This window comes from Streptomyces sp. NPDC059696, from assembly GCF_042733745.1.
Taxonomy (GTDB): Bacteria; Actinomycetota; Actinomycetes; order Streptomycetales; family Streptomycetaceae; genus Streptomyces.
This window is the reverse complement of record NZ_JBHWFG010000002.1, coordinates 196,977-222,421: the sequence shown is the minus strand read 5'-3', so window position 1 is coordinate 222,421 and position 25,445 is coordinate 196,977. Positions and strand designations below refer to the sequence as shown.

Sequence of the window (25,445 nt, the reverse complement as noted above, 5' to 3'; positions counted from 1 at the left end):
CCGGGCCCCGGCCGGGTCAGACGGATCCGGAAGCCGTGCCGGTCACAGTGCCCGCCCCGCGTACGCCCTGACATCCGCGTCGGAGTCCGTCGTCGCCGTGGCGAGGGCCGCCCGGGCCTCCTCGGTGCCGCGGTGCCGGGTCAGTGCCAGGACGGCGGCCTTGCGGACGTCGGCGTTGGCATCCGCCAGGGCCTTGGCGAGCGCGGGGACGGCCACAGCGGGGTCGGCGACGGACAGGGCGGTGGCGGCTCCGGCCCGCACCTGCCAGGCCGGCTCGGACAGGGCCGCCACCGCGCGTGAGGTGAGGGGCGCCGGGCAGCCGGTGGTGCCCAGTGCTCCGTAGGCCGCTGCCCGCACCAGGGCGTCGGGGTCGTCGAGGAGGCCGGTGAGGGCCGCTTCGATGGCATCGGTGGCGGGACCGGTGTCGGCCGGGGCGTCACTCGCCGACTGCTCGGCACCCACCGTCGCGAGGCCCTTGGCGATGGCGACCCGGACCTCGCGGGAGGGGTCGGAGAGGGCCGCACCGGCCAGTTCGCCGGCGGCGTCGACCGACACCAGGGCGCGGACGGCCTCGATGCGCACGGCGATGTCGGCGTCGGCGAGGGCGGCCGCGAACAGGGCGGCGTCCCCGAGGCGCAGGGCGCGCAGGACGTCCAGGGCCGCGGCGCGGACCACGGGATCCGGCTCGGCCAGGGCGGCGGCGAGGCCGTCGCGCAGGTCGGGCTCGGCCGGGAGCGTCTCGACGAGCTCACGCAGGGAAGCGGCCGCGGCGGCCCGCACCTCCGCGGCGGTGTCGCGCAGGGCGGCGGCCAGCGCGGTGCCCGTCCCGGGCGGCAGGGTCTCGGTGAGCACGGCGACGGCCTCGCGGCGGACGGCGGCCACCGGGTCGGTCAGATACGGCCGCAGGGCGTCGAGTTCGGGCTCCTCCTCGGCGAGGGCGACGAGTTCGAGAAGGCGGGTGGAGGACTGCTCACCGGATGCCGCGGTGACCGGGGCGTGCGCTGCCGGAGCAGGCTCCGGCAGTGGGGCTCCCGCGGCGGAGGCGACCGGTGCCACGTCCCGCGAGCCGGCCGTGGCCACCTCCTCGGCATGCACCTCGCCGAGGGCACGAGGGGGGCCGCCGACGGGGTCGAAGCCGTCGACGGGGACGAGATAGGGAGCCACGGGACGTGCCGTGAACTCCATCGCACCAGAGGGGGACTTGTGCAGATCGAGATGGTGGAACCAGGACGCGTCGTCCCGCCGGGGATGGTCGAGGCGGTCGTGGTAGAGGCCCCAGCGGGACTCCGTGCGGGCCAGGGAGGAGCGCGCGGCCATCTCCGCGCAGTCCCGGATGAAAGTGACCTCGGCGCAGCGCATCAGCTCGTGCGCGGTGCGGGCACCCATCTCGGCGATGTCGGTGTGCATCCGCTGGAACGCCTCCAGGGCCAGCGACAGCCTGGCCCCGGACTTGGGCGGGGCCACGTAGTCGTTCACGAAGCGGCGCAGCTTGTACTCGACCTGGGGCTGCGGCGGGCCGTCGGGGTTGCGCAGCGGGCGGTAGATCAGCTCGTGCGCCTCGCGCAGCTGGTCGCCCGGCAACTCCCCCTCGTACGCGGAGTACTGGGAGGCGTCCGCTCCCGCGAGGTCGCCGAAGACGAACGCGCCGATCATGTAGTTGTGCGGCACGCAGGCCAGGTCGCCGGCCGCGTACAGGCGGGGCACGGTGGTGCGGGCGTGCTCGTCGACGCGGACACCGGAGGCGGAGTGGCCGCCGCACAGGCCGATCTCGGAGATGTGCATCTCGATGTCGTGGGTGCGGTAGTCGTGTCCGCGGCCGGAGTGGAAGGTGCCGCGGGTCGGGCGCTCGGTGGAGTGCAGGATCGTCTCCAGGGCCGACACCGACTCCTCGGGGAGGTGGCTCAGCTTCAGGTAGACGGGGCCCCGGTCGGACGCCACCTCGGCGGCGAACTCGGCCATCATCTGGCCCGACCAGTAGTCGGAGTCGACGAAGCGCTCGCCGTGCCGGTTGACCTGGTAGCCGCCGAAGGGGTTGGCGACGTAGGCGCAGGCCGGGCCGTTGTAGTCCTTGATCAGCGGGTTGATCTGGAAGCACTCGATGCCGGTGAGCTCGGCGCCCGCGTGGTAGGCCATGGCGTAGCCGTCGCCGGCGTTGGTGGGGTTCTCGTAGGTGCCGTAGAGGTAGCCGGAGGCGGGCAGGCCGAGACGGCCGCAGGCGCCGGTCGCGAGGATCACCGCGCCCGCGCGGACCTGGACGAACTGCCCCGTACGGGTGTTGAAACCCGCCGCTCCCACAGCTCGCCCGTCCGCCGTGAGGACCCGCACCGGCATGACCCGGTTCTCGATGCGGATCCGCTCCCGCATCTCGCGCCGCCGCAGCTGCCGGTACAGGACCTTCTTGACGTCCTTGCCCTCCGGCATCGGCAGCACGTAGGAGCCGGAGCGGTGCACTTGGCGGACGGCGTAGTCGCCGTACTCGTCCTTCTCGAACTTCACGCCGTAGGACTCCAGGCGCTGCACCATGCCGAAGCCGCGGGTGGCGGTCTGGCGGACGGTGGACTGGTCGACGATGCCGTCGTTGGCGCGGGTGATCTCGGCGACGTAGTCGTCGGGTTCGGCCCGGCCCGGGATGACCGCGTTGTTGACGCCGTCCATGCCCATGGCGAGCGCGCCGGAGTGGCGGACGTGCGCCTTCTCCAGCAACAGGACGTTCGCGCCGTGCTCGGCGGCGGTCAGGGCGGCCATGGTGCCGGCGGTGCCGCCGCCGATGACGAGGACGTCGCAGGCCAGTTCCTCGGCGTCGGCGAGGGACGGGACGGCCAGGGGGGTGTCCGCAGGGGGATTCACGGAGGTGGTCACCGGGGTGCCTTTCACGTACCGAGCGAGATTCGTGTACCGAGCGGGGCTCGTGCGCGCGGCCGGGCTGACATGCGGAGCCGGGCTCACGTACCGAGCGAGGTGAGGACGTCGCGTCGCAGGGACACGCGCGCCGGGTCGTCGTGTGCGCCGCGCTCGCGCGGGCGGGGGATGTCCCGGACGCCGACGAGGCCGCCCGCGCCGAGCAGGGCCACCCGGTCGCCGAGGAACAGGGCCTCGTCCACGTCGTGGGTGACGAAGACGACGGTGGCGCCGGTGCCCTGGAGCACCTCCACCAGCAGGTCCTGCATCCCCGCGCGGGTCTGTGCGTCGAGCGCGCCGAACGGCTCGTCCATCAGGACGGCCCGCGGACGTCCGGCCAGGGCCCGGGCCAGCTGGACACGCTGGCGCTGCCCGCCGGAGACCCGGTGCGGCAACTGCCGTGCCTGCGCGCCGAGCCCGACCCTTTCCAGCCAGGACTCGGCCTGCTCCCGGCGCCCGGAGCGGGGCACGCCGCGGATGGCGAGGGGCAGTTCGACGTTGGCCCGCAGGGTGCGCCAGGGGAGCAGGGCGTCCTCCTGGAAGACCAGGGCCCGGTCCACCGAGGGGCCGGTCAGCGGCTGCCCGTCCTGGGTGATCCCGCCCGCGAGCGGTGGCAGCAGGCCGGCCAGGGTGCGCAGCAGGGTCGACTTGCCGCAGCCGGAGGGGCCGACGACGGTGAGGATCTCGCCGGGGGCGACGTCCAGGTCGACCTTGTCCAGGGCGGTCGCGCCGGGGCGGCCGAGACAGGCGCCGGTGAGGGTGAGCCGGGTACCGCGGACGGGCGAGCCCGGGGCGGCGGTTCCGGGTGTGGTTCCCCGGACGGCCTTCGGGGAACGGGTCGGGGCAGTCACGGGCGGGCTGTTGGGAACGGTCTCAGACGAGGTGCTCATCGCGTGCCTCCTCGGATCGGGCCCCGCCGGTGACCGTGGCGGGGGCGGCCGGTGCCGGCGTCGAGGGCCGGGCGGGCCGGGGCGTCCGGGCCCCGGGCACGGACGCCGTGCGGGGCAGCCAGCGGGTGAGGCGGCGGCCCAGGAGCTCCACCGCGGTGGAGGTGAGCCAGCCGAGCACGCCGATGGTGACCATGCCGACGAACACACCGGGGTAGTCGACGACGGTGTAGTCCTGCCAGGTGCGGTAACCGACGCCGTACTGGCCGGAGATCATCTCGGCGGAGATCACACAGATCCACGAGACGCCGATGCCGACGGACAGCCCGCCGAACACACCGGGCAGCGCGCCCGGCAGGACGACCGAGCCGAGGATCCGCCACCGGCCGCCGCCCATGGTGCGCACGGCCTCCTCCCACACGGGGGTCAGGGCGCGCACCGCGTGCCGGGTGGAGACCAGGACCGGGAAGAAGGCGGCGGTGCAGGTGATGAAGACGATGCCCTGCTCGTTGGAGGGGAACAGCAGGATCGCGACGGGCACCAGGGCGATGGCCGGGATCGGGCGGATCACCTCCAGGACCGGGCCGAGCAGGTCCTCGGCGAGACGCGAGCGCGCCACGAGCACGCCCGTGGCCACGCCGAGGACGGCGGCCAGCAGGAAACCGGTGAGGATCCGGGTGAGGCTGTCGGTGAGGTCCGTCCAGTAGTCCGGTCCGGACACCCGGGCGGCGAACGCCCGGGCCACGTCGGTGACCGTCGGGAACTGCGAGAAGCGCAGCCACAGGTCGACGTCCAGACTGGTCAGCGCCTGCCACAGGCCGAGGGCGGCGGCCAGGGACGCCACACGGAGCGCGTACCGCTTCACGACGCCCGCTCCAGGGCGTCGGCGTACGGGACGACCCGCGCTCCGCCGTGCCCGGCGACGTACGCCCGCGCGGTGTCGGGGGCGACGAAGGGCAGCAGATGGTCGCCGTCGGCCACCCACACGGCCTTGTCGGCGAACCAGAGGGTGCCGGTGGTGGTGTCGGGGACGTAGGCGGCGCGCAGGTCGTCGCGGTGTCCGGCGAGGTAACGCAGCAGTTGGGAGGGGGAGTCGAACGTGACGGTCTTCGAGGCGCCTTCGGGCCAGGCCTCGCTCGTGGCCGGTGCGGGCTTCGTGGCCAGATGCCGGGAGTACGCCGCCGCTCCGAGGGCCTTCTTCACGTACTGGTCGTCGACGAAGGAGTCGACGTCCACGTCACCGGTGAGCTTCGCCGACTTGAGGACCGACACGTCCTTCTTGAGCGCGGAGACGAGCTGGGGCTTGATGGCCGGGTCGAACGTGGCGATGCCGTGAGCGCCGTTGTAGAGGTAGACGACCTCGGCGGGCAGGCCCGTCGCCTTCGCGACCTTCTCGGCGGCGTCCACCGGGTGGTCGTTCAGGTAGTCGGTCGCCTCCGCCTGGGCCTTCAGGAACGCCTCCAGCACGGCGGGGCGCTGCTTCGCGAAGTCCTCGCGGGCGGTGACGCCGTGGAAGGTGGGCAGGTTCAGCCGGGCCCCGTCGTAGAGCGCCTTCGCCTTGCCCTGGAAGGCGAGCAGGCCCGGCCAGGCGACGAACTGGGACAGGGCGTCCGTGCTGCCCGCGGTGAGGGCGGAGGCGCCGACGGAGGGCTGCTGGTTGAGCTTCTCGATGCCGCTGTCCGGATCGATGCCCGCGCGCTGGAGTGCCCGGACGAGGGTGCCGTCGGCGGCGGAGCCGACGCTCGTGGAGACCTTCTTGCCCTTCAGGTCCTTCAGGGAGGTCAGCTCGGAGCCGGGTGCGGTGACGATGGTGTTGAGGCCGCCCCGGAGGTTGTAGCCGGTGACCGACACCAGCCGGGTGGGGTTGTTGAGCTGCTTGCCGCGGGCCGCGTTGATGAGGAGCGGGAAGTCGCCCATCGAGCCGATGTCGATCTTTCCCGCGGTCATCTGGGCGGTGATGGGGGCGCCGGTGGCGTAGTCCTGCCAGTTCACCTCGTAGTGGACGCCGTCGTGCAGGGAGTTCAGCTGCTTCTCGAAGGAGCCGAGGGAGCGGAGCAGGGTGCCCGCGGTGACGGTGTTGATCGTCCGGGACTGGTAGCCGACGGTGACGGTGACCGTGGAGCCGCCCGCCTCCGCGTCACCGCCGCAGGCGCTCAGCGGCAGCAGGAGGACGACGGCGGACATCGCGACGACTGTGCGTTTCATGATGGTTCGGGCCTCTCACCGGAGCAGATAGGGCATGTTGACCGTGACGGCTCCGGTGGGGCAGCGGGCCGCGCACGGGCCGCAGTACCAGCACTCGTCGACATGCATGTAGGCCTTGCCGTTGCGCTCGTCGATGGCGAGGGAGTCCAGCGGGCACATGTCCACGCAGAGTGTGCAGCCGTCGATGCACTTCGACTCGTCGATGGTCACGGGCACGTCGGCCCGCTGGGGCGCCAAGGGCATGGCTGTCTCCAGGGATGTGCGCGAGCGGGTTGGCTATCGGTTCCGGTGCAGCAGGCCGCTCATGGTGATGCGGTCGCCGCGGAAGCGGATGAACTCCAGGTCGACCGGGCGGCCGTCCGCGAGGTGGGTGAGGCGTTCCAGCATGAGGACGGCGGCACCGCGCGGCGCCTCGAGCACGGAGGCCGAGTGGCTGTCCGCGCTGACCGCTTCCAGGGTGATCTCGGCATGGCCGAGGCGCCGGCCGGTGACGGCTTCCAGGAGGCGGAAGACGTCGGTGTTCTCCAGGTCGGCGCCGAGCAGTTCGGTGCCGATGTCGAGGGGGATGTAGGTGAGGTCGAGGGACAGGGGCAGTCCGCCGAGCCTGCGCAGGCGTTCGATGTAGAGGACGTCGGTGCCGGGCGCGAGCCGGAGGCGGTCGGCGACGGGCGCGGGTGCCGGGGTAGGGCCCATGGTGCGGACCTCGTTGGTGACGCGGCCGTGCTCGCGGAGGGTCTCCGCGAGGCCCATCAGGCGATCGAGGCCATGGGGGTACTTGTGGGCCACGACCACCGTGCCGACACCGGGCTGACGTTCCACGAGGCCCTCGGCCCGCAGCAGGTCGAGCGCCTCGCGGACCGTGTTGCGGCTGGCGCCGTACTCGGCGGCGAGAGCCGACTCGAGGGGGAGGACCCCTTCGGGGAAGGCGCCGGTCAGCAGCAGCCGCCGGAGCAGGTCGGCCAGCTGCCGTGCCCGGTCGGCGCGCAGCCGTCGCCGCGCGCGGTGGGCGGCGACGGTGGTCGCGGCTCCCTGTCCGGCGTGGTCTCGGATGCGGTCACTGGGCATGGATCGGACCATACCTATCCGATAGGAAAAGTGGTGTTGCGGGAATGTTGCGCCACCGGGAGTGTGACCGGATCGACGGTTGAGCTGCGATGTCGGCCGGCCCGCGAGGAGATCTGCCACCCCGGCACGGGCCCGCCCGGCTACGACAGCGCCGTCAGGCCCGGGGCGAAGACGATCAGCAGGGGCAGCAGCGGTACGAGCGCGGCCGTCGTGGTGGTCAGGGCCCGGTGTCGGCGTCCCAGCCGGGGCGGCGGTTCCAGCAGCCGGTCGACCCGCTCGCCCAGCAGGCGGTGGCTGGAGGCACAGGACAGCACGCCGCGGTGCTGGTTGAGCTCGATCAGGGCCAGGGCGGTGGTCAGGTGGCCGCAGCGGCGGGAGGCCGTGTCGTCGGCGGCCAGTTCGACCAGGCGGTGGGTCTGGTCGCAGAAGTGGGTGAACAGCGGGACCCGGGGGAAGCCGGTGGCCAGGGCGGTGGACAGGTGCAGCAGCCAGTCGTGGCGGGCCCGGGCGTGGCCCCGCTCATGGGTGAGGACCGCGTCGAGCTGGTGGCCGGTGAGGCGGTGCAGGGCGCCGGTGGTGACGATCAGCTGGGGCGGATGGCCGGGCATCCACCAGGCGTCCGGGTACTCGTCCTCCAGGACCAGCAGCGGGCCGCGCGCCGCGGGCAGACCGGCCGGCAGGTCGGGAGCGCGCTCGCGCAGATGGGCCCGGGCCTGGGCCCGGCGCCGGCGGGCCTCGACCAGTTCCCGCGCGAGCATCGCGGTCGTCCAGGCGGCGCCGCAGGCCAGCAGCAGGGTGAGGGCGGCGGCCCACGGCGGGGCGGCGGACAGGTCGTACGCGGCGGTCACCGCGGCCGGTGCCGGGGCGAAGAGCTGCGCGCGGACCGTGCCGAAGACAGCGGCGGCGCCCAGGGCCAGTGCCGTCACGCACGCCAGCAGGACGGTGGCCACCAGGCACTGCCACACCCACAGCGCGACCACCGGTTCCCGCTCGGGCCAGGACGCCCGGGTCAGCGCACGGGGAACGGGGACGGCGGCCGTCACGGCGACGACACTCAGCAGGAGCAGGCAGACGGTCATGGCCACGGGCTCCGGTTCCTCGTCACATGAGGGGCGGCTACGGGTCGTGCGGGGGAGGGCGGCCGCCGTGCGCACTGGCGGCCACGACGAGCGTGGCGGACGTGCGGGCACACCGCCCCGCGCCCAGTATGACGGGCCGGGCGGTGTGCGTCAGGGGCCTGGCGGCAACCCGGGAAGCGGGAGCGACGGCCGTCGGCCTGCTCCCGGCCGGGTCGCGTCAGCCCTGGACCACCCGCCCCGTCACCTCGCCGAGCCCCACCCGCACACCGTCGGGCCCCGGGGCCCAGGCCGAGAGGGTCACCTCGTCGCCGTCCTCCAGGAACGTCCGCTTGCCGTCCGGCAGTTCGAGCGGATCGCGGCCGTTCCAGGTCAGCTCCAGCAGCGACCCGCGCTCCCGCTCCGTGGGGCCGCTGACCGTGCCGGAGCCGTACAGGTCGCCGGTGCGCAGGGAGGCGCCGTTGACGGTCATGTGGGCCAGCTGCTGGGCGGCCGTCCAGTACATGGTGGAGAACGGCGGCTCGGAGATCACGTGACCGTTGACGGCGACGCTGATCCGCAGGTCGTAGCCGCCGGGCTCCTCGTCGCTGTCGTCCAGGTACGGCAGCAGCTCGTGCGTCCGTGCCGGGGGCGCCACGAGGGCCTCCTCCAGGGCGTCCAGCGGGGTGATCCACGCCGAGACCGACGTGGCGAAGGACTTGCCGAGGAACGGGCCGAGGGGCACGTACTCCCAGGCCTGGATGTCGCGCGCGGACCAGTCGTTGAGGAGACACAGCCCGAACACGTGCTCGCGGAAGTCCCCGAGGGCCACCGGCGCGCCCATCCGGGAGGGCACGCCGACGACGAAGCCGACCTCGGCCTCGATGTCCAGGCGCACGGACGGGCCGAAGACCGGGGCGGCGTCCGAGGGGGCCTTGCGCTGCCCGGACGGCCGCGGGACCTCGGTGCCGGAGACGACGACCGTGCCGGAGCGGCCGTGGTAGCCGATGGGCAGGTGCTTCCAGTTGGGGGTGAGGGAGTCCTCCGCGTCGGGGCGGAAGATCTGCCCGACGTTGCGGGCGTGGTTCTCCGAGGCGTAGAAGTCCACGTAGTCCGCGACCTCGAACGGCAGGTGCAGGGTCACCGACGACAGCGGGTGCAGCAGCGGTGCGACGGTCTCCCGGTGGGACGGCACGGTCACCCAGGCCGTCAGCGCCCGGCGCACGTCGGACCAGGCCGTGCGGCCGGCCGCCAGCAGCGGGTTGAGGGTGGGCTGCGCGAGCAGGGAGGCGTAGGGCGAGCCGAGCGCGTGGGCCGCCGCGCCCGCGTCCAGCACGTGGTCCCCGAGCCGGACGCCCACGGTCCGGTGGGACGAGCCGGGCAGGGAGAACACGCCGTACGGCAGGTTGTGCGGGCCGAAGGGGTCACCCTCGGGGACATCGAAGGGGGGCATCGGGTGCTGCCTCGCTTTCGGGTGTGCCATGTCGTCGCCACGTGTTCGTGGTCGTGCCACACGTTACGGGTGACACACCCGTCCTGGGCAGAGTCCGAGGAGACGGACAGGGGCGAACGGGGCAGGTGGGCCCGGGTGGGACCGGCCGGGGCGACTCCGGCGCGCCGGACGGGACGCCGCATTCGTACGTGCCGGAAGTTATCCACAGGACGCGACGCAATCTTGACGGAGCGGTGCGAACGGGGCGACTCTGGGCGGGTGCCGGAAGGCCTCGGGGAGGGGGCTTTCCCACGGCACATCTGGGGGGCGGATGGCCATAGGGGAGGCCGGTCCGGGTTCGGTGCGGCGTGGTGCACAGCCGAAGCGGCTGGAAGAGACCATGAGCACCCGGCTCGGCCGGGAATGTGTGTACGTACCGTCGTGCCGTTTCGGGCTGTACGTGGCGCTGCGCCACTGGTGCCCGCCCGGCGGACGGGTCCTGATGTCGCCGGTCAACGACGACGTGATCTTCTTCGTCGTGCTCGCGGCCGGACTGCGCCCGGTGCAGGCGCCGTTGAACCCGCTCGACGCGTCCATCGACATGGATGCCGTGCCGGACGAGGTGTGGGGCTCGGTGTCGGCCGTGCTCACGACGAACCTGTACGGGAACCCGGACCCGGCGCCGCGCCTGAGACAGAAGTGCGACGCCCTGGGCATCCCACTGTTCGAGGACGGAGCGCACGCGATCGGCAGCCGGGCCGGGGACCGGCCGGTCGGGGCGTGGGGCGAGGCCTCCGTGTTCAGCCTGTCCAAGCACGTCGGGGCCAAGGCCGGAGGCATGCTGTCGCTCGCCGACCCCGGCCTGACGGAGCCGGTCCGCAAGACCTGCGAGGGACTGCTCGCACCGCGCCGGACGAGCGCCGAACTCGCCTTCCTGGTCCGCCCGTACGCGGAGGCGGCGGTGCGCGGGCTGCGACTGCGGCGTGCCGCCTGGGCGGCGGTGCGGCTGCTCGGGCTGGCGGACCGCGAGGAGATCCGCATGCCGCTGCGCCCCGACGAACTCGCCCTCGCCGCACACCGGACGCCCGGGCTCGACGCCCACCACCCGTGGGTGCGCGTCGACATGCACGACTACCGGCTGGAGTCCGGCCGGCTGCGACTGCGCCGCATCGGGCACAAGCTCGACCGGCTGGACGAGGTGCTGGACGCCCACCGGGCGGGCACGGAGCTGCTGCTGTCCACGCCCTGGGCCAAGCCGCGCGAGGGCCACGGCACGCAGCCGCTGTTCCGCGTCCCGCTGTTCGTGGCCGACCGGGACGCGGCGATCGCGGCACTGGCGCGGCAGGGCCTCGTCGTCGGCTACCTCTACGACCCGCCGCTGGACGACTACGCCGGTGCGGAGTTCACCGATCCCTCGCCGGCCCCCGAGGCGGCGCGCTGGTTCGCGCGGCACGCCCTGCCCGTGGACCCGCTGCGGGCGCGGACGGTCGTCGAGGTGCTGGAGCGCTCCGGGGCGCGGCCCGTCCCGGCGCCGGGAGAGCTGCCCGGGACCAGCCCGGCACCGGGAGGGCCGGGACGGTCCCGTGGCTGAGATTCAGGTGCACGAGCCCGCCGCCGCGCGCACCGACGGCGACGGGCCGAAGCCTGCCGACGGCGACCACACCCACGACTCGCTGTTCAAGAACGCCTACTTCCTCATGCTCAGCACCGGCGTCTCCGCCGTACTGGGCCTGGGGTTCTGGCTGGTGGCCGCCCGCTACTACACGGAGGAGGCCGTCGGTCAGGGCTCGGCCGCGATCGCCGCGATGCGGCTGCTCGCCAGCATCACGGCGACGACGATGATCGGCGCCGTCGTCCGCTTCGTCCCGCGCGCGGGCCGGGAGACCGGCCGGCTGGTGTGGGGCACGTACGTGGCCAGTTCGCTGGTCGTGGCGCTCGCCGCCGCCGTCTTCCTGCTCACGCTCGACGCGTGGGGAGCCTCCTACGCCCCCCTGGGCACACCGATGGCGGGGGCGGTGTTCGTCGCCGCCTGTGTGGCCTGGGCGCTGCTCACCCTCCAGGACGGGGTGCTCACCGGCCTGCGCAAGGCGGAGTGGGTGCCCGCCGGGAACGCCGTCTTCTCGGTCGGGAAGCTGGCCCTGCTGGGCGTCTTCGCCGGCGCGCTGCCCGTGCTCGGCATCTTCGTCTCCTGGGCGGTGGCGATCGCCTTCTCCACGCTGCCGCTGGGCTGGCTGATCTTCCGCCGGCTCATCCCGCGCCAAGCGGAGGCCGACCGCGACAAGGAACCCCCGAGGATCCGGGACATGGGCCGCTTCCTCGCCGGGGACTCGCTGGGCGCCCTGTTCAGCCTGGCGATGATCAACCTGCTGCCGGTGATGGTCGCGGTCCGCTTCAGCGCCGCCGAGAACGGCTACTTCTACGTGGCCTACACCGTCGGCGGCACGATGGAGTTCATGGCCATCAACATGGCCTCGTCGCTCACCGCGCACGCCTCGCACGACCCGCGCCAACTCGCCGACGGCGTCCGGGGCGCCCTGCGGCGCATGACGCTGCTGCTGGTCCCGGTCGTGGCGGTGCTGGTCGTCTTCGCCCCGCAGATCCTCACACCCTTCAGCCCCGACTACGCCGAGCACGGCTCGACCGTGCTGCGGCTGCTCGCCCTCGGCGCCCTGCCGCGGGTCGTGGTGGAGCTGTACATCGGCGTACTGCGCGTGCAGGGGCGCACCGGAGTGCTAGCCGCGCTCCAAGGCGCCATGTGCGCCCTGGTCCTGGGCAGCGCGGCCGTGCTGTTCACACCGTCGGGCATCGCCGGCGCAGGCTGGGCGGTGCTGCTGAGCATGACGCTGATCGCCGTGGTCTCCATGGCCGGGCTGCGCGCGGCCCTGCGCCCCGGCGAGACCACCCCCGCCGCCCGCGCACCCGCCGACACCGCCTACGGCACCCGCTGGGCGAAACTCAACGCCACCGCCGGATACGGCACGACCTGGGCCCGCCGGGCCGCCTACCAGCCCAGGGAGGGCGACCAGGACACCGTCACGCTGTTCATCGGGCGCCCCGGCTACGAGCGCGAGGCGCTGCAGGCCGACACCCTGGCGCTGATCGTGCGGTCCGAGGGACCGACCGGGGAGCCATCGCGCCACGAGCCGGGGGAAGCGGACCCGCAGCCGTGGGAGCGCCGGCTGAGGGGCGCCCTGTGGAGCCTGCTCGGTGTCGGCGTCGTGTTCTTCTGCGCTCCGCTGCGGGACCTGCCGTGGCTCGACCGGCCCTCCGAAGCGGCCCTGAGCGGACGTCAGCTGCTGTCGGGCCTGCCCCTGCCGTCCCTCATGGCGGGCGGCCTGCTGCTCGTGGTGTTCGTCGCCGCCGTCACCCTGAGCACCCGGCGCGACGCGTGGTTGCCCGGCACGGCACTGGGCGCCGTCCTGTGCGCCCTGTACGCCTCCCCGATCGCCCTCGGACGGGAACCGCGGCCGGTGGACGGGGCGTTGTACGAGAAGACGGCCGGCTTCCTGGCGGACGCGGTGGGGTTCGGGGGGCCCGAGCCGTTGCTCCGCTGGGCCCCGCCGGTCTGCCAAGTGCTGTGCCTCGTCCCACTGGGGCTGCTGCTCGCGAGCGCGGGCGGCCGTCTGACGTGGCCGGGGCGCTGGGGGGTCCTGTATCTCGTCGCGGTCGGCGGCTGGGTGTGGCGTGACGCGCTCGCGCCCCTCGCGCCGCCCCTGCTCGTCGCCCTCCTGCTGCTCCTGCCGCTGCACCGCGCCGCGTCGACGTGGTGGCGCTCCCGCACTCCAGCCCCGACAGAACCGATGCCCCACCGAACGGCCGGCGGATCACCGGACGACCGGCCCCGCCACTGATCACACCCGAAGCCGAGACCGACCCGGGCCGGGCCCGGACCAGAGCCGACAGAGCCGAGCACAGCCGAAGAGAGCAACCGCCAGGGGGGAACCACCGTGCGTCCGCCAGCCACACCGAGGGAGAGATCCACGCCGGAGCCGACACCCCCACGCGACGGCGCGCACACCCCTGCCGCCGGCCCCGAGACGGCCAGTCAGTCCTCCAGCCCCTCCTCCTCGGAGTCGTCGAGCGCCGCCCATGAGCCCGTGACGGATCTGTCCGACCTGGCCCCCGCCTGGTCCGGGCGCCGCGCACCGGCCCGGCCGGCCGTTCCGCTGCTCGTCGCGCTCGCGCTCTGGGCGTACGCCGTGCGGCACACCGACGTCTCGCGGCTCGACGACTACGGGCTGCTCAGCGCGCTGCATCCGGCCTTCTGGGCGGGACTGGCGGTGCTCACCACAGGCTTCTGGTTCACCGTCCGCGACCCGCGCCGCGCGGGTGCCTGGCCGGCGGCCTACGTACTGGGCCTGCTGGTGATGGAGCGGGCCACGCAGGCCGTGCTCTACCCGACACCGCTGTACGCGTGGGCGTGGAAGCACGAAGCGGTCATCGACCATCTGCTGACGGCAGGCGGGCTGCAGACGGCCGACCAGATCGGCGACATGGCGGTGTACGACCAGTGGCCGGGCTTCTTCGCCGCCCAGGCCGCCCTGCAGCGGCTGCTGGGCGTGGACTCGGCGGCGATGTTCATGGCCTGGTGGCCCCTGGTCTCCAGCCTGATGCTGCTGCTCCCGCTGCTGCTGATCTACCGCACCTTCACCGAGGACCGGCGGCTGATCTGGACCGCGGTCTGGCTCTTCTACGTCGCCAACTGGGTGGGGCAGGACTACTTCTCCCCCCAGTCCGTGGCGTACGCGCTGCACGTGGGAGTGCTCGCGGTGGTCCTGCGCCGCTTCGGCCGGTCCGCCGTGCGGCGCGGACAGCCTCGCCAGGCGGTGTGGACGGTGGTGCTCACCGTCATGGTCGTGGCGATCGTCATCTCCCACCAGCTCACGCCGGGCATGCTGGTCGTCTGCCTGCTCGCCCTGTGCCTGAGCCGCCGTTACCGCGACTGGGTGCCGGTGGTGACGACCGTCGTGACCTTCCTGGCGTGGTGCCTCACGGCCGCGCTGCCCTTCCTGTCCGCGGCGATGCCCGACATGATCCGCTCCATCGGCGACGTCGGCGCCAACGTGGAGACGGGGTACGGAGCCACCCCGACGGGTGCCGGAGCGATCGCGACGTCCTGGGCGGCCCGGCTGCTGTCCGCTTCCGTGCTGCTGCTCGCGGCCGTCGGCGTGTGGCGCCAGCGGGTCCTGCGCTACCGCGCGTGGCCCCTGCTGCTGATCGCGGCGGCCCCGCTGCCGATGTTCGCGGCGAGCAGCTACGGCAGCGAGATGATCTTCCGGGTACTGCTGTTCATGCTGCCCGGCGCCGCCTTCTTCGCCGCCGCGGCGCTGCTGCCGGAGGTCCGCACCCTGGCCGCCGACGCCGCCGCGCAGGAAGCGGGCCGACGGCCGACCGCCGGCCCCGCCGAGCACCGCCGGTGGGGCCTCGGCACCTGGGTGCCGCTGGCCGCGCTGCTCGGCACCACCCTGGCGTTCGTCCCCGCCTACTCCGGCAAGGACCGGATCAACTACTTCCCACCACAGGAAGTGGCCCTTGTACGACAGCTCTTCGACCAGGCGCCCGACGGCTCCCTGGTCGTGGCCGCCAACCGCAACTACCCGGACGCGTACGCCTCCTACGGGAGCGTCGACCACTACTGGTTCCTCGACGACGGCCGCAGCCACGTCGACCGGATCGTCAGGAGCCCCGCCGCCACCCTCGCGCGCGACATGGCCGGAGTGGAGCGGCCGGGCCGGGCCTACTTCCTGCTCACCCAGGGGCAGCTGGCCAACTCGGAGATGAACGGGCAGCTCGACCAGGCCCAACTGCGGCGCGTCCAGCGGTCCGTCGCCGCATCGCCGCGCTTCCGGCTCGTGGCGGAGAACAGCGCCGGATGGCTCTACGAGCTGAAGCAGTCAGGGGGAGTGGAGCGATGACACCGCAGGAACTCGTGATCCGGATGCTGCCCCCGTTCGGCGGCTGGCTGGCGCTCGCCGCGCTGGCCCTGCCCGGCGGGTCGCCGCTGCGGGGCGCCGCGGTCGTGCTGTTCCTGGCGGCGGGGCCGGGCGCAGCCATGGTCAGAGTCTGTGCCCCCGCCCTGGGGGCGCGGCCCGCCGAGGGGCCCGTGGAGCGCCGGGAACCGGACTTCGCGCGCCACTCCGACCTGCTGGAGCGGCTGATGCTGACGCTGTTCCTGAGCATCGGCGCCGTGATGCTCGTCGCGACCGTGCTCATCGCCACGCACACCTTCAGCGCGCAGCGGGTGCTGCTGACGCTGACGCTGCTGACCACACTCGCCGCGTTCTGTCCGCCGCTGCGCGCCTCCCCGCCGCCGAGGACGACACCCAGGACACCGAAGGGTTCCGCTCAGTGAGGTTCGACCGTCCCTTTCGCCGCTGGCCGAGCACGACCGGAGGACAGCACCGCAAAGACCCGCAGGGCGAGGAGCGGTCCGTCCGCCCGTCGGCATCGGGCCGGCGCCGGCTGCTGATCATGTCCGTCACGGTCGTCAGCGCCGTGCTGGTCGCCGCGTTCGCCCTGCGGGACGCATCGGGGCCGGACTCGGGCGCCGCCGGCTCCAAGGGGGACTGCCGCCCCACGGCCCTCCTCGAACCGCCGTGCGGCGCCTGGTTCGGCGCGTTCGTGCCGCACGAGCGCGACGACCTGCCGGAGAAGGTGCGCGCCTACGAGAAGCGCGTGGGCCGCGAGCTGGACATCGTGTACACGTACCACGACATGTCCCTGCCCTCGGGCACCCGGCGGGAGGGCCAACTGCTCACCCCTGAGGAGCGGCGCGTCGGCGAGGACCACCTCCTGCTGCTCTCCTGGGAGAGCAAGTGGTGGGGCGGCACCGGGCGGCAGCAGCCGACCTGGAAGCAGATCGCGGCCGGCGAGCTGGACGACCGGGTGATCGACGTCCAGGCCCGGCGCATCAAGGACTACGGCAAGAAGGTGTTCCTCTCCTTCGACCTGGAGATGGACACCCGCACCCCGCGAAGCGGCATGCCCGCCGACTATGTGAAGGCCTACCGGCACATCCACGACCGGTTCAGAGCCCTGGGCGTGGACAACGTGGTGTGGACGTGGATCACCACCGGGTACCTGGACCACGCCGACGAGATCAAGAGGATGTACCCGGGCGACGACTACGTCGACTGGATCGGCTACAACCAGTACAACTACTACCGCTGTCACGACGCGGGCTGGCTCTCCTTCGCGCAGACGCAGCACGCCACGCACGACTGGATCCGCGCGAACATCTCCGACGACAAGCCGCTCATGCTCTCCGAGTTCGGCACCGCCGCGGACGCGAACCGCCCCGACCGGCAGGCCGAGTGGTACGCGCAGGTCCCCGGCGTGCTGAAGGACCTGGACGGCGTCAAGGCCGCCCTGCAGTGGAACTACCGCGACCCCGGGCCGCACTGCAACCTGGCCCTGGCCAACAACGCGGCCTGGCACAGCCTGCGCGAGGCCGTCTCCGACCCGTACCTCAACCAGCCGCTCAGGTGACCCGGCCGGGGTCACCCCGCGAACTCGGGCCCGTGCACGGCCGCGCGGGCCCGCCGGTACCACCGCCACGCGATCGTCTTCGGCCCGTCGCGGTACGGCGCCACCCGCGCGCCCGACCCGGCGAGCCAGGTCTCGACGTCGGCGACGGTGTGGGTGCGCCGGACGATGAGCCGGGCGATGCGGTACCGCTCGTCGCGGTCCGAGCTGAGCGCGTGCCGCACGGCGGTCGCCGTCTCGTAGCCGGCCCGTGCCGACATGGCCCGTACCCGGGGGCTGTTGTAGCCGTGCGGGTAGGCGAGGTGCCGGATCTCGTGCCCGAGGGCGTCCTCCAGCACGGCCTTGGAGGTGCGCAGTTCGTACGCCAGGGCCTTGGCGGGCAGGGTGTCGAGCTGTGCGTGCGTCACGGTGTGGCTGCCGATCTCCATGCCGGAACGTTCCAGCTCCGCCGCGCCGGCCAGGCTCATCATCGGCGCGGGAGGCAGCAGGCTGCGGCCCCCCGGGGCGATGGCGCCGGTGGTCAGATAGGCGGTGGCGGGCAGCGCGCGGTCGGCCAGAGCCTCGGCGGTGGGGCCGGGCAGGTCGGCGAAACCGTCGTCGAAGGTGAGCAGCACGGGCCGGGGTGGCAGCGGTGCCCGCCCGGCCAGATGATCGGCGATCGCGCTGATCGTGACGGGCGTACGCCCGCTGCGGACGACGGCGTCGAGATGCGTGGCGAACTGCTTCGGCGTGACCGTGAACTCGGCGATCCAGTCCGGCGGATCGTCCATCACCGCGTGGTAGAGGAAAACCGGGACGGCCGGGGTATCCGAGGGCGATATCGGCCCCTCGCCCCGCGCCCGTGCCGACGTCGTCATCTCGCCCCCCGACCGGTCGCCCCCCGCTGAGCCGCCTTCTCGCCCTGAGCGCTCTTCTCCTGCTGAGCGGTCTGCTCCCCCTGAGGGGTCTTCGCCTGCTGAGCGGTCTCCTCCCGCCGAGCGGTCTGCTCCCCCTGAGCGGTCTCCTCCCGCTGAGCCGTCTTCTCCCGAACCGCCGCGCGCAGCGCGTACCGCGCCCGCAGATAGCCGACAGGCCCGTAGACCATCCCCCGGCGCTGCAAGCGCGACAGCCGCCGCGGCCAGGGATGCGTCCGCGCGTCGTGGTCGCCCGGCGTGCCCGGGCCGCCCGCCCCGTCCGTCGCGCGCACCGCCGTCAGCGTGCGGGCGTGGGCGAGGCCGCGGGGCAGCCGCGCGAGGAACGCGGGCAGCAGCGCGGGCCGGTTCACGAGCACCGCGGTGAGGTAGGCGGTCAGCCCGGCGCCGTAGCCGTAGGCCTGGGTCTCCAGATCCCGCCACGTCTCCCGGTGGTGGTGCCACACCAGCGCGTACGGCGTGTAATGCAGCCGGTGGCCCTGCGCCAGGACGCGCACGAAGCCGTAGAGGTCGTCACCGCCCCGGGCTGCCGTGCCGGCCCCGGTGGCCGGGTCGAAACCGCCGACGGACCGCAGCACCGCGGTGCGGAACGCCATGTTCGCGCCCGAGCCGAACCGTCCCGCCGTGAACGGGAACAGCGGCTCGTCGCCCGGCGGGTGCGCCGGGTCGTACGTCCTTGGAGTGAAGCCTTTCGCGAAGCCGCCGTGGCTCTCCAGCAGCACCTGGGCCGGGGTGGTCAGCCGCGCGGGCAGGATCAGCCCGGTGGCGCACCCGAGCCCGGGGTCGGCGGCGAAGGGCGCGGTCAGCTCGGTCAGCCAGCGCGGATCGGCGACCACGTCGTCGTCGGTGAAGGCGACCACCTCGCCGTCGACCGCGTCCAGCCCGGCGTTGTGGGCGGCTGCGAGCCCCGGAACGGGCTCACAGACGTACCGCACGCGCTCGGCGTACTTCCGCTCGACCAGCTCCCGGGTCTCGCTCGTGACGGGCGCGTTGTCGACGACGACGATCCCGAAGCGGGGATGGTCCTGTGCCAGCAGCGAGTCCAGCGCACGGGCCAGTTGCCCGGCCCGCTCCCGGGTCGCGACGACGACGGTCGTGGACGGCGGTTCCCCGGGCCCGCCGAAGACCGCCGGCCCGCACTCCGCCTGCGCCCGTCGTGCCAGCACGGCCTTCGGATCCGCCCCCTCCGGCACCCGCCCGAGCAGCGTGCCCACGGGCCGGCCGCCCCTCCTGACCAGCACGAACACCTCTCCGTGCGTCACGGGCGGACCCCCCGGGCCGGGTCTGAGCACCGCCTCGTCACCGTCGAGGTCCAGCTCGGCGACCTGGACCGCCCCGATGTCCAGGAACCGCCGTATCTCCTCCCGCGCACGCACCGAACGGGCCATGCGCCCACCCCCCTCGTGTGTCAGGTCGTGTCTCAGGTGCGGCGCAGCCGGGCCGCGCCCTTCAGCGTCCGCGCGGCCAGCGACGCGAGCCGCGGCCTGCTGCGCACGAAACTGTGCGCGCGGCGCGCCGGTTCGCGGCTCAGCCAGTGCAGTGCCGCGCCGACCCCCGGGCGGGTCACCGCGCCCTCGTACACGGGAAGTTCACCCGTCTTCAGCGCGTCCTTGTACTCGGCCGCACCCCGCCCCAGGTCGAGCGTGCCGATGCCGGCGGCGGCCGCCGCCTCCGCCATCCGCAGGTGCAGCACCAGACCCGGCGAGAACTTCGCGAACTCCGGGTCGTAGGCCGGGAACCAGCAGGCCAGCACGGAGGCCGAGCGCAGTCCGAAGTGCGCGGCGACGGGCCGCTCACCGGCGTACAGCACGGACAGTGTGCCGCTGCACTCCGTGGCCCGGGTCTCGGCCAGCCGCCCGACGAGCCGGGTGATCCACTCTTGGGCGAACCGGTCCCGGCGGCCGGTCCTGCGGTACTGCGCGGACTTCCACTCCATGAGCGTGCGCAGCGCGGCAGGCTCGCGTTCGTCGAAGACGAACCGCAGCTCACCGGCCTGCCGGCCCAGCCTGCGCTCCTTGGCCAGCGTGGTCTTCAGGAACTTCGGCGACTGCGCGCGCAGCACCGACTCGTACGTCTCGTAGCCCTTCTCCACGTCGATGACGTAGGTGGCGTACTCCTCGGCCGCGTACCGGACGAACAGCCGCTGCTCGGCCTCCAAGTTGTCGAAGGCGAAGCTCGACAGGGAGCAGGCCTTCAGCAGTTCGCCCGTCTCCACGTCCAGGCCCGGCCGCAGGATGGCGCCCTGCGCGTCCGAGACGCCCAGGCCGATCGCCCGGCCCTGGCCCAACGGGCCCCGCTCATAGGGCAGGAATCCGGCCGGCTCCGCCCCCTCGTACACCACCGCGATCCGTGCCCCCGGCCTGACCAGACCGACGGCCTCGGTGAACTCCGGCTCCATGAAAGGGTTGCGCGGTGCCTCCGAGGCGGCGCGCAGCGCACGCCAGCGCTCCCTCTCCCCTTCGCCGAGCTCCCCGGGCCCGGCCACGCGAATGCGCCCACTGCTCAACCCGACCCCCCGATCAAGTCCCCCCTGGACACATGGAAGGTACCGCTCTATGCGGCCCCACGGGTAGGTAGCGGAGCATGTTGTTGCCAATCGGTGCAGAGGCCTTCAACCGGGCAATCGGCGTCCGCCGTGCGGTGATCGGCGTCCGCCGTGCGGTGATCGGCGTCCGCCGTGCGGTGATCGGCGTTCGCCGTGCGATGAAACGAAGGGCCGCACTGTCCGTATTCTCTGATCATGGCCGCACCCCTCGCATATTCACTCATCGCCACCGATCTGGACGGGACGCTGCTGCGCGGCGACGACACCCTGTCCGACCGGTCCCTCGCCGTCCTCGCGCGGGTGGCGGACGCCGGTGCGCAGCACCTCGTGGTGACGGGCCGGCCGGCGCCGAGAGTGCGGCCGCTCCTGGACGACCTCGGCTGCACGGGGCTCGCGGTGTGCGGGCAGGGCGCGCAGGTGTACGACGCCGGCGCGGACCGGCTGCTGTGGTCCATCACCCTGGACCGGGAGTTGGCGGAGACCGCCCTCGGCAAGATCGAGGCCGAGGTGGGACAGGTGTACGCGGCGGTCGACCAGGACGGGGTCGACGGCCTCACGCTGATCGAGCCGGGCTATCTGATGCCGCACCCGACGCTGCCCGCGGTCCGGGTCGACCGGCGAGAGGAGCTGTGGGGCGAGCCCATCAGCAAGGTGCTGCTGCGGCACCCCTTCCTGACGGATGACGAGTTGGCGGCGACGGCCCGCTCGGTGGTCGGCTCACTGGCCACGGTGACGATGTCGGGACCGGGCACGGTCGAGCTCCAGCCGTGCGGGATCACCAAGGCGACCGGCCTGGCCCTGGCCGCCGAGCATCTGGGGCTGCGGCCGGCGGACACCATCGCCTTCGGCGACATGCCCAACGACATCCCGATGTTCGACTGGGCCGGCCACGGCGTCGCGATGGCCAACGCCCATCCCGAACTCAAGGCCGTGGCCGACGAGGTCACCCTGTCGAACGAGGACGACGGCATCGCCGTCGTCCTCGAGCGACTGCTGGGCGGGGCGGCTCAGTACGGGCCGTTGACGTTGTCGATCGAGCCGTAGCGGTCGGCCGCGTAGTTGCAGGCCGCCGTGATGTTGGCGACCGGGTCGTACGGGTCGAAGGAGGTGCCGGGCACGTGGTAGGCGGCGAACGTCGGGTCGATCACCTGGAGCAGGCCCTTGGACGGGGTGCCCGCGGCGGCGTTGGAGTCCCAGTTGTTGATCGCCTGGGGGTTGCCGGACGACTCGCGCATGACGTTGCGGTAGATGCCGTCGTAGGAGCCCGGGATCCCCTGCTGCGCCATGATGTCCAGCGACTCGCGGATCCATCCGTCGAGGTTGTTCGCGTAGGTCTTCGCGGACGCCTGGGTGGCCTGCGCGACCCCGCCGGCGGGCTTGGCGGCCGGCTTGGCGGGGGCCGACGACTTGGTCGCCGTCTTCTTCGGGGCGTCCGCCTTCGCGGTCTTCACCGTCAGCTTCAGACCCGGGTGGATCAGCTTGGGGTTGCCGCCGACGGCGGCACGGTTGTCCTTGTAGAGCTGCTTCCAGCCGCCCGATACGTCGTACTTATCGGCGATGCGGGCGAGCGAGTCGCCCTTGACCACGGTGTACGTGAGGGACTTGGCGGGCTGGGCCGCCTGCTTCACGGACTGCACGGCGGGGGCGCTCTGGGGCTCGGCGGCGCTCGCGTGCGTGGCTCCGAGGAGCGGAAGGGTGAGTGCGGCTCCACCGGTACCGACGGCGACGATGCCTCGGGTGAGCGGGTTGGTTCTGGGGCGACGGTGCTTGCCTCGTCCGGCCATGGCGATGTTCCTCTCCGGCGCCTGCGAGGTGAGCTGTCGGGTTCGGGCCGGGAGGTGCCCGGCCGCGCACGGCGCTGTGTGCCGTACGCGGCTTCACCCCGAGCCGGGCCGCTGTGCGGACCGGCGACTTACCTGGGTCCCCCGCTCCTGCCACGCGTGAGTGAGTCGGTTCAGTCGGGAGTCCGGGCGGCGGCAGGATTAGGCGTCCGCCGGACAGGGCCGGAACGTATGCGAGAGCACATGTCGGGAACAAGCGCCTCAATCACATATCGCGCGGTTGACCTTGGTCGGGGCGGTTTGAGTCGCTTGATCCTTTGCGGGAGTCAAGCTTCAACTGGCTTTCGGGGCACGGTGGTACGGGTCGTCGCCGGGCAGGGGTGGAGCAGGGGGAGAAGTGATTGACCTCACTGATCACGAGCCCAGAGGGCAATTTCCGCCAACGGGAATTCACCGACTCATCACGGCAAATCGTGCATAGTTCGCTACCCCTGGGTAAGTCGATAAATATCTGTTCTTATAGGTTGATCGAAAACATAGCGGTCGTGATCGGATACCACCCGGCCTGTAACCATGGGCGCTGGCGGTGATCGAAACGTGACCGGATACGCTGACTCGAGTGAGAGCGGCGACCTATCGACAATCCGCGTAATCACCGGCAGACACAGCAGACAGGAGACCCCTCGTGACCGACGTCGGGCCGTTCGGGCTGAGCGTGCGGGACCAGGATCTGGAAGCCGACGTCCAGGCCGGGCTGGCGGCTGTCGAGGAAGGCTTGCTCGAGGCCACCAAGAGCGCGGTGCCCTTCATCACGGAGGCCGCCCAGCATCTGGTGCGGGCCGGCGGCAAGCGGTTCCGCCCGCTGCTCGTGATGCTCTCCGCCCAGTTCGGCGACCGCCACGCGCCCGGGATCGTGCCGTCGGCCGTCGTCGTGGAGCTGACCCACCTCGCCACGCTGTACCACGACGACGTCATGGACGAGGCCGCCGTGCGCCGCGGCGTCGCGAGCGCGAACACCCGCTGGGGCAACTCCGTCGCGGTCCTCACCGGCGACTTCCTCTTCGCCCGCGCCTCGCACATCCTGGCCGACCTCGGCCCGGAGGCCGTGCGGGTGCAGGCCGAGGCGTTCGAGCGCCTGGTGACCGGCCAGATCCTGGAGACGGCCGGACCGCAGGACGGCCGGGACCCGGTCGAGCACTACCTGGACGTGCTGGGCGGCAAGACCGGCTCGCTGATCGCCGTGTCGTGCCGGTTCGGCGCGATGATGTCCGGCGCCGACGACACCGTCGTGGACGTGCTGACCCAGTACGGCGAGCGGCTCGGCGTCGCCTTCCAGCTCGCGGACGACGTCCTCGACATCGCCTCCGACTCCCACGAGTCCGGCAAGACCCCCGGCACCGACCTGCGCGAGGGCATCCCCACCCTGCCGGTGCTGCGGCTGCGGGAGCGCGCGGCCCGGCTCGGGCTCGCCGAGGACCTCGCCCTGTGCGAGCTGCTCGACTCCGACCTCACCGACGACGACCGGCACTCCGAGGCCCTGCGCCTGCTGCGTGCCCACCCGGCCCTGGAGCAGGCCCGCCGGGACACCGTCCGCTATGCCCAGGACGCCCGTTCGGCGCTGGCACCGCTGCCGGAGTGCACCGCGAAGACGGCGCTCCTGGAGCTGTGCGACGCGGTGGTGCACCGGGCCGGCTAGCGCGTCCTGCCCGTACGCCCCCTACGGGTCGGGGGAGAAGCCGCCCCTGCGTGTCATACCCCAGCAGTAGGCGCAGTTGAGTCCGGGGTCTGACGTATCTCCCTGGCCGATTTGGTCAGATGGATGCACGGAAGAACACCACTCCTCACCTGTTCGGGTGAGAATGGCGGCTCAGGGACGAGTGCGTGGACGACACGGACAGCCGCCGCCGACCACGGAGGTAGGGCACACATGGCACCGTACGCATCCGACGACAGCACGACCGCCGGAGAGGTCGACGAGCAGCGCTCCGGGCGGCAGAAGGCCGCGCGGTACATCGTCCCGGTCACGGTGGTGGGGGTGGCGGCCGCGACGATCGGGCTGGTGCCCGCCCTCGCCGACTCCGGCGACCCCGACCTCCCGAAGATCACGGCACAGCAGCTCATCGAGAAGATCGCGAAGTCGGACGTGCAGCAGCTGTCCGGCACGGTGAAGATCAGCACGGACCTCGGTCTGCCGAACCTCGGCGGCCTGGAGTCCGGCCTGCTGTCCGGCGCCGCGGGCCAGGGCGGGGACGGCTCCTCGGCCGACCCGTCGGCCAAGCTCACCGAACTGGCCTCCGGCACGCACACCCTGCGCGTCGCCGTCGACGGCCCGGACCGGCAGAAGCTGTCCCTGCTGGAGAAGGCCGCCGAGTACAGCGTCGTCCACAACGGCAAGGACGTCTGGGGCTACGACAGCAAGTCCAACGAGGTCTACCACGGCACCTCCGCCGAGAGCCCGGAGCGCGGCAAGGACCAGCAGCCGCCGGCCACCCCGAAGGACTTCGCCGAGGAGGCCCTGAAGGCGGTCGACGACACGACGTCCGTGACCGTGGACGGCACCGCCCAGGTCGCCGGCCGGGACGCCTACAAGCTCGTCGTCCAGCCGAAGCAGTCCGGCTCGACGGTCGGCGCGATCACCGTGGCCGTGGACGCGAAGACCGGCATGCCGCTGAAGTTCACGCTGACCCCGGCCAGTGGCGGCGCCGCCGTCGTCGACGTCGGCTTCACCAAGGTGGACTTCGCCGCACCGGCCGCCTCGACCTTCGACTTCACCCCGCCCAAGGGCGCGAAGGTCACCGAGGAGAAGGACGCCCCCCAGGGCGGAGACAAGCACTTCGGCGAGGAGTTGGGCCGGGGCGGGGCGAAGGACCGCGCCCCGAAGACCGGGGAGAACGCCGGTAAGGGCCTCGGCGGCCCCGACGGGATGAAGACCATCGGGGAGGGCTGGAACGCCATCGCCACCTTCGACACCGGCGGCGAGGGCGTGCCCTCCGGCAAGGCCGGCGGTGAGTTCGGCGGCTTCCTCGACTCGCTCGGCGACAAGGTCCACGGCACGTTCGGCTCGGGCACGGTCTTCTCGACCCGCCTCGTCAACGCCCTCGTCACCGACGACGGCAAGGTCTACGCGGGCCTGGTCACCAAGGACGCGCTCGTGAAGGCGGCCGACGCCGGGAAGTGAGTC

The 25,445-nt window shown here is 72.8% G+C and carries 20 protein-coding genes and 1 riboswitch; of the genes, 8 read left to right on the top strand and 12 right to left on the bottom strand.

Translation table 11 applies throughout. The annotated features are described in order from the left end of the window. Window positions 1–42 precede the first annotated feature (42 nt). The 8 genes from ACFV20_RS02910 to fahA all read right to left on the bottom strand — a co-directional run bounded on the left by ACFV20_RS02910 (window position 43) and on the right by fahA (window position 9,563). Window positions 43–2,859: a fumarate reductase/succinate dehydrogenase flavoprotein subunit gene (locus tag ACFV20_RS02910; protein WP_385651660.1), complete on the bottom strand. Its 2,817-nt coding sequence runs from the start codon at window positions 2,857–2,859 to the stop codon at window positions 43–45. Between the two features lie 83 nt (window positions 2,860–2,942). Further along, a complete protein-coding gene (locus ACFV20_RS02905) occupies window positions 2,943–3,788 on the bottom strand; it encodes an ABC transporter ATP-binding protein (protein ID WP_385651658.1) in 846 nt (281 codons plus the stop codon). Then, window positions 3,772–4,650, bottom strand: coding sequence for an ABC transporter permease (locus ACFV20_RS02900; protein ID WP_385651655.1), 879 nt, complete (start codon window positions 4,648–4,650; stop codon window positions 3,772–3,774). Before ACFV20_RS02900 ends, ACFV20_RS02905 begins: the two co-directional genes overlap by 17 nt. After that, the gene (locus ACFV20_RS02895) at window positions 4,647–5,990 is read right to left on the bottom strand and encodes an ABC transporter substrate-binding protein (protein ID WP_385651653.1); all 1,344 of its coding nucleotides are present in this window, start codon (window positions 5,988–5,990) and stop codon (window positions 4,647–4,649) included. The genes ACFV20_RS02900 and ACFV20_RS02895 overlap by 4 nt, the downstream gene beginning before the upstream one ends. A 15-nt stretch (window positions 5,991–6,005) precedes the next feature. Next, window positions 6,006–6,233, bottom strand: a complete 228-nt coding sequence (locus ACFV20_RS02890) for a ferredoxin family protein (protein ID WP_003992261.1) — start codon at window positions 6,231–6,233, stop codon at window positions 6,006–6,008. Between the two features lie 33 nt (window positions 6,234–6,266). After that, on the bottom strand, window positions 6,267–7,055 hold the full coding sequence (locus ACFV20_RS02885; protein WP_385651652.1) for a GntR family transcriptional regulator: 789 nt from the start codon (window positions 7,053–7,055) through the stop codon (window positions 6,267–6,269). 140 nt (window positions 7,056–7,195) lie between these two features. Then, complete coding sequence (locus ACFV20_RS02880; protein ID WP_385651974.1) at window positions 7,196–8,134, bottom strand: M56 family metallopeptidase; 939 nt, start codon at window positions 8,132–8,134, stop codon at window positions 7,196–7,198. A 217-nt stretch (window positions 8,135–8,351) separates the two neighbouring features. Continuing rightward, entirely contained in the window at window positions 8,352–9,563 is a 1,212-nt protein-coding gene (gene fahA, locus ACFV20_RS02875) for a fumarylacetoacetase (RefSeq protein WP_385651650.1), read from the bottom strand. 310 nt (window positions 9,564–9,873) lie between these two features. Between fahA and ACFV20_RS02870 the strand changes: the two genes are divergently transcribed. From ACFV20_RS02870 to ACFV20_RS02850, 5 genes are all read left to right on the top strand, one after another. Then, window positions 9,874–11,133 carry a DegT/DnrJ/EryC1/StrS family aminotransferase gene (locus ACFV20_RS02870; protein ID WP_385651648.1) on the top strand — a complete coding sequence of 420 codons (1,260 nt, stop codon included), beginning with the start codon at window positions 9,874–9,876 and terminating at the stop codon, window positions 11,131–11,133. Then, a complete protein-coding gene (locus ACFV20_RS02865; RefSeq protein ID WP_385651646.1) occupies window positions 11,126–13,393 on the top strand; it encodes a lipopolysaccharide biosynthesis protein in 2,268 nt (755 codons plus the stop codon). The genes ACFV20_RS02870 and ACFV20_RS02865 overlap by 8 nt, the downstream gene beginning before the upstream one ends. Before the next feature lie 246 nt (window positions 13,394–13,639). Beyond that, window positions 13,640–15,457: a glycosyltransferase gene (locus ACFV20_RS02860; RefSeq protein ID WP_385651643.1), complete on the top strand. Its 1,818-nt coding sequence runs from the start codon at window positions 13,640–13,642 to the stop codon at window positions 15,455–15,457. Then, entirely contained in the window at window positions 15,454–15,894 is a 441-nt protein-coding gene (locus ACFV20_RS02855) for a hypothetical protein (RefSeq protein ID WP_385651642.1), read from the top strand. The genes ACFV20_RS02860 and ACFV20_RS02855 overlap by 4 nt, the downstream gene beginning before the upstream one ends. Continuing rightward, complete coding sequence (locus tag ACFV20_RS02850) at window positions 15,891–17,030, top strand: glycosyl hydrolase (protein ID WP_385651639.1); 1,140 nt, start codon at window positions 15,891–15,893, stop codon at window positions 17,028–17,030. The genes ACFV20_RS02855 and ACFV20_RS02850 overlap by 4 nt, the downstream gene beginning before the upstream one ends. Window positions 17,031–17,041: 11 nt before the next feature. Here ACFV20_RS02850 and ACFV20_RS02845 read toward each other — a convergent pair whose 3' ends face one another. The 3 genes from ACFV20_RS02845 to ACFV20_RS02835 form a co-directional block, all read right to left on the bottom strand. Further along, window positions 17,042–17,797: a polysaccharide deacetylase family protein gene (locus ACFV20_RS02845; protein WP_385651636.1), complete on the bottom strand. Its 756-nt coding sequence runs from the start codon at window positions 17,795–17,797 to the stop codon at window positions 17,042–17,044. 83 nt (window positions 17,798–17,880) lie between these two features. Beyond that, window positions 17,881–19,326 (bottom strand): glycosyltransferase, encoded by a 1,446-nt coding sequence (locus ACFV20_RS02840; protein WP_385651635.1) that lies wholly within the window; start codon window positions 19,324–19,326, stop codon window positions 17,881–17,883. Between the two features lie 32 nt (window positions 19,327–19,358). Beyond that, the gene (locus ACFV20_RS02835) at window positions 19,359–20,429 is read right to left on the bottom strand and encodes a GNAT family N-acetyltransferase (protein ID WP_385651972.1); all 1,071 of its coding nucleotides are present in this window, start codon (window positions 20,427–20,429) and stop codon (window positions 19,359–19,361) included. Window positions 20,430–20,678: 249 nt separating this feature from the next. Here ACFV20_RS02835 and ACFV20_RS02830 point away from each other — a divergent pair, with 249 nt between their 5' ends. Further along, on the top strand, window positions 20,679–21,527 hold the full coding sequence (locus ACFV20_RS02830; RefSeq protein ID WP_385651634.1) for an HAD family hydrolase: 849 nt from the start codon (window positions 20,679–20,681) through the stop codon (window positions 21,525–21,527). Here the strand turns inward: ACFV20_RS02830 and ACFV20_RS02825 are convergent. Further along, on the bottom strand, window positions 21,491–22,267 hold the full coding sequence (locus tag ACFV20_RS02825) for a transglycosylase SLT domain-containing protein (protein WP_385651632.1): 777 nt from the start codon (window positions 22,265–22,267) through the stop codon (window positions 21,491–21,493). The genes ACFV20_RS02830 and ACFV20_RS02825 overlap by 37 nt on opposite strands. A 5-nt stretch (window positions 22,268–22,272) precedes the next feature. After that, window positions 22,273–22,448: riboswitch (cyclic di-AMP (ydaO/yuaA leader) on the bottom strand. Window positions 22,449–22,949: 501 nt separating this feature from the next. Here ACFV20_RS02825 and ACFV20_RS02820 point away from each other — a divergent pair. After that, on the top strand, window positions 22,950–23,960 hold the full coding sequence (locus ACFV20_RS02820) for a polyprenyl synthetase family protein (protein ID WP_385651630.1): 1,011 nt from the start codon (window positions 22,950–22,952) through the stop codon (window positions 23,958–23,960). Window positions 23,961–24,191: 231 nt separating this feature from the next. Then, a complete protein-coding gene (locus ACFV20_RS02815) occupies window positions 24,192–25,442 on the top strand; it encodes an outer membrane lipoprotein carrier protein LolA (protein ID WP_385651627.1) in 1,251 nt (416 codons plus the stop codon). Window positions 25,443–25,445: the final 3 nt, after the last annotated feature.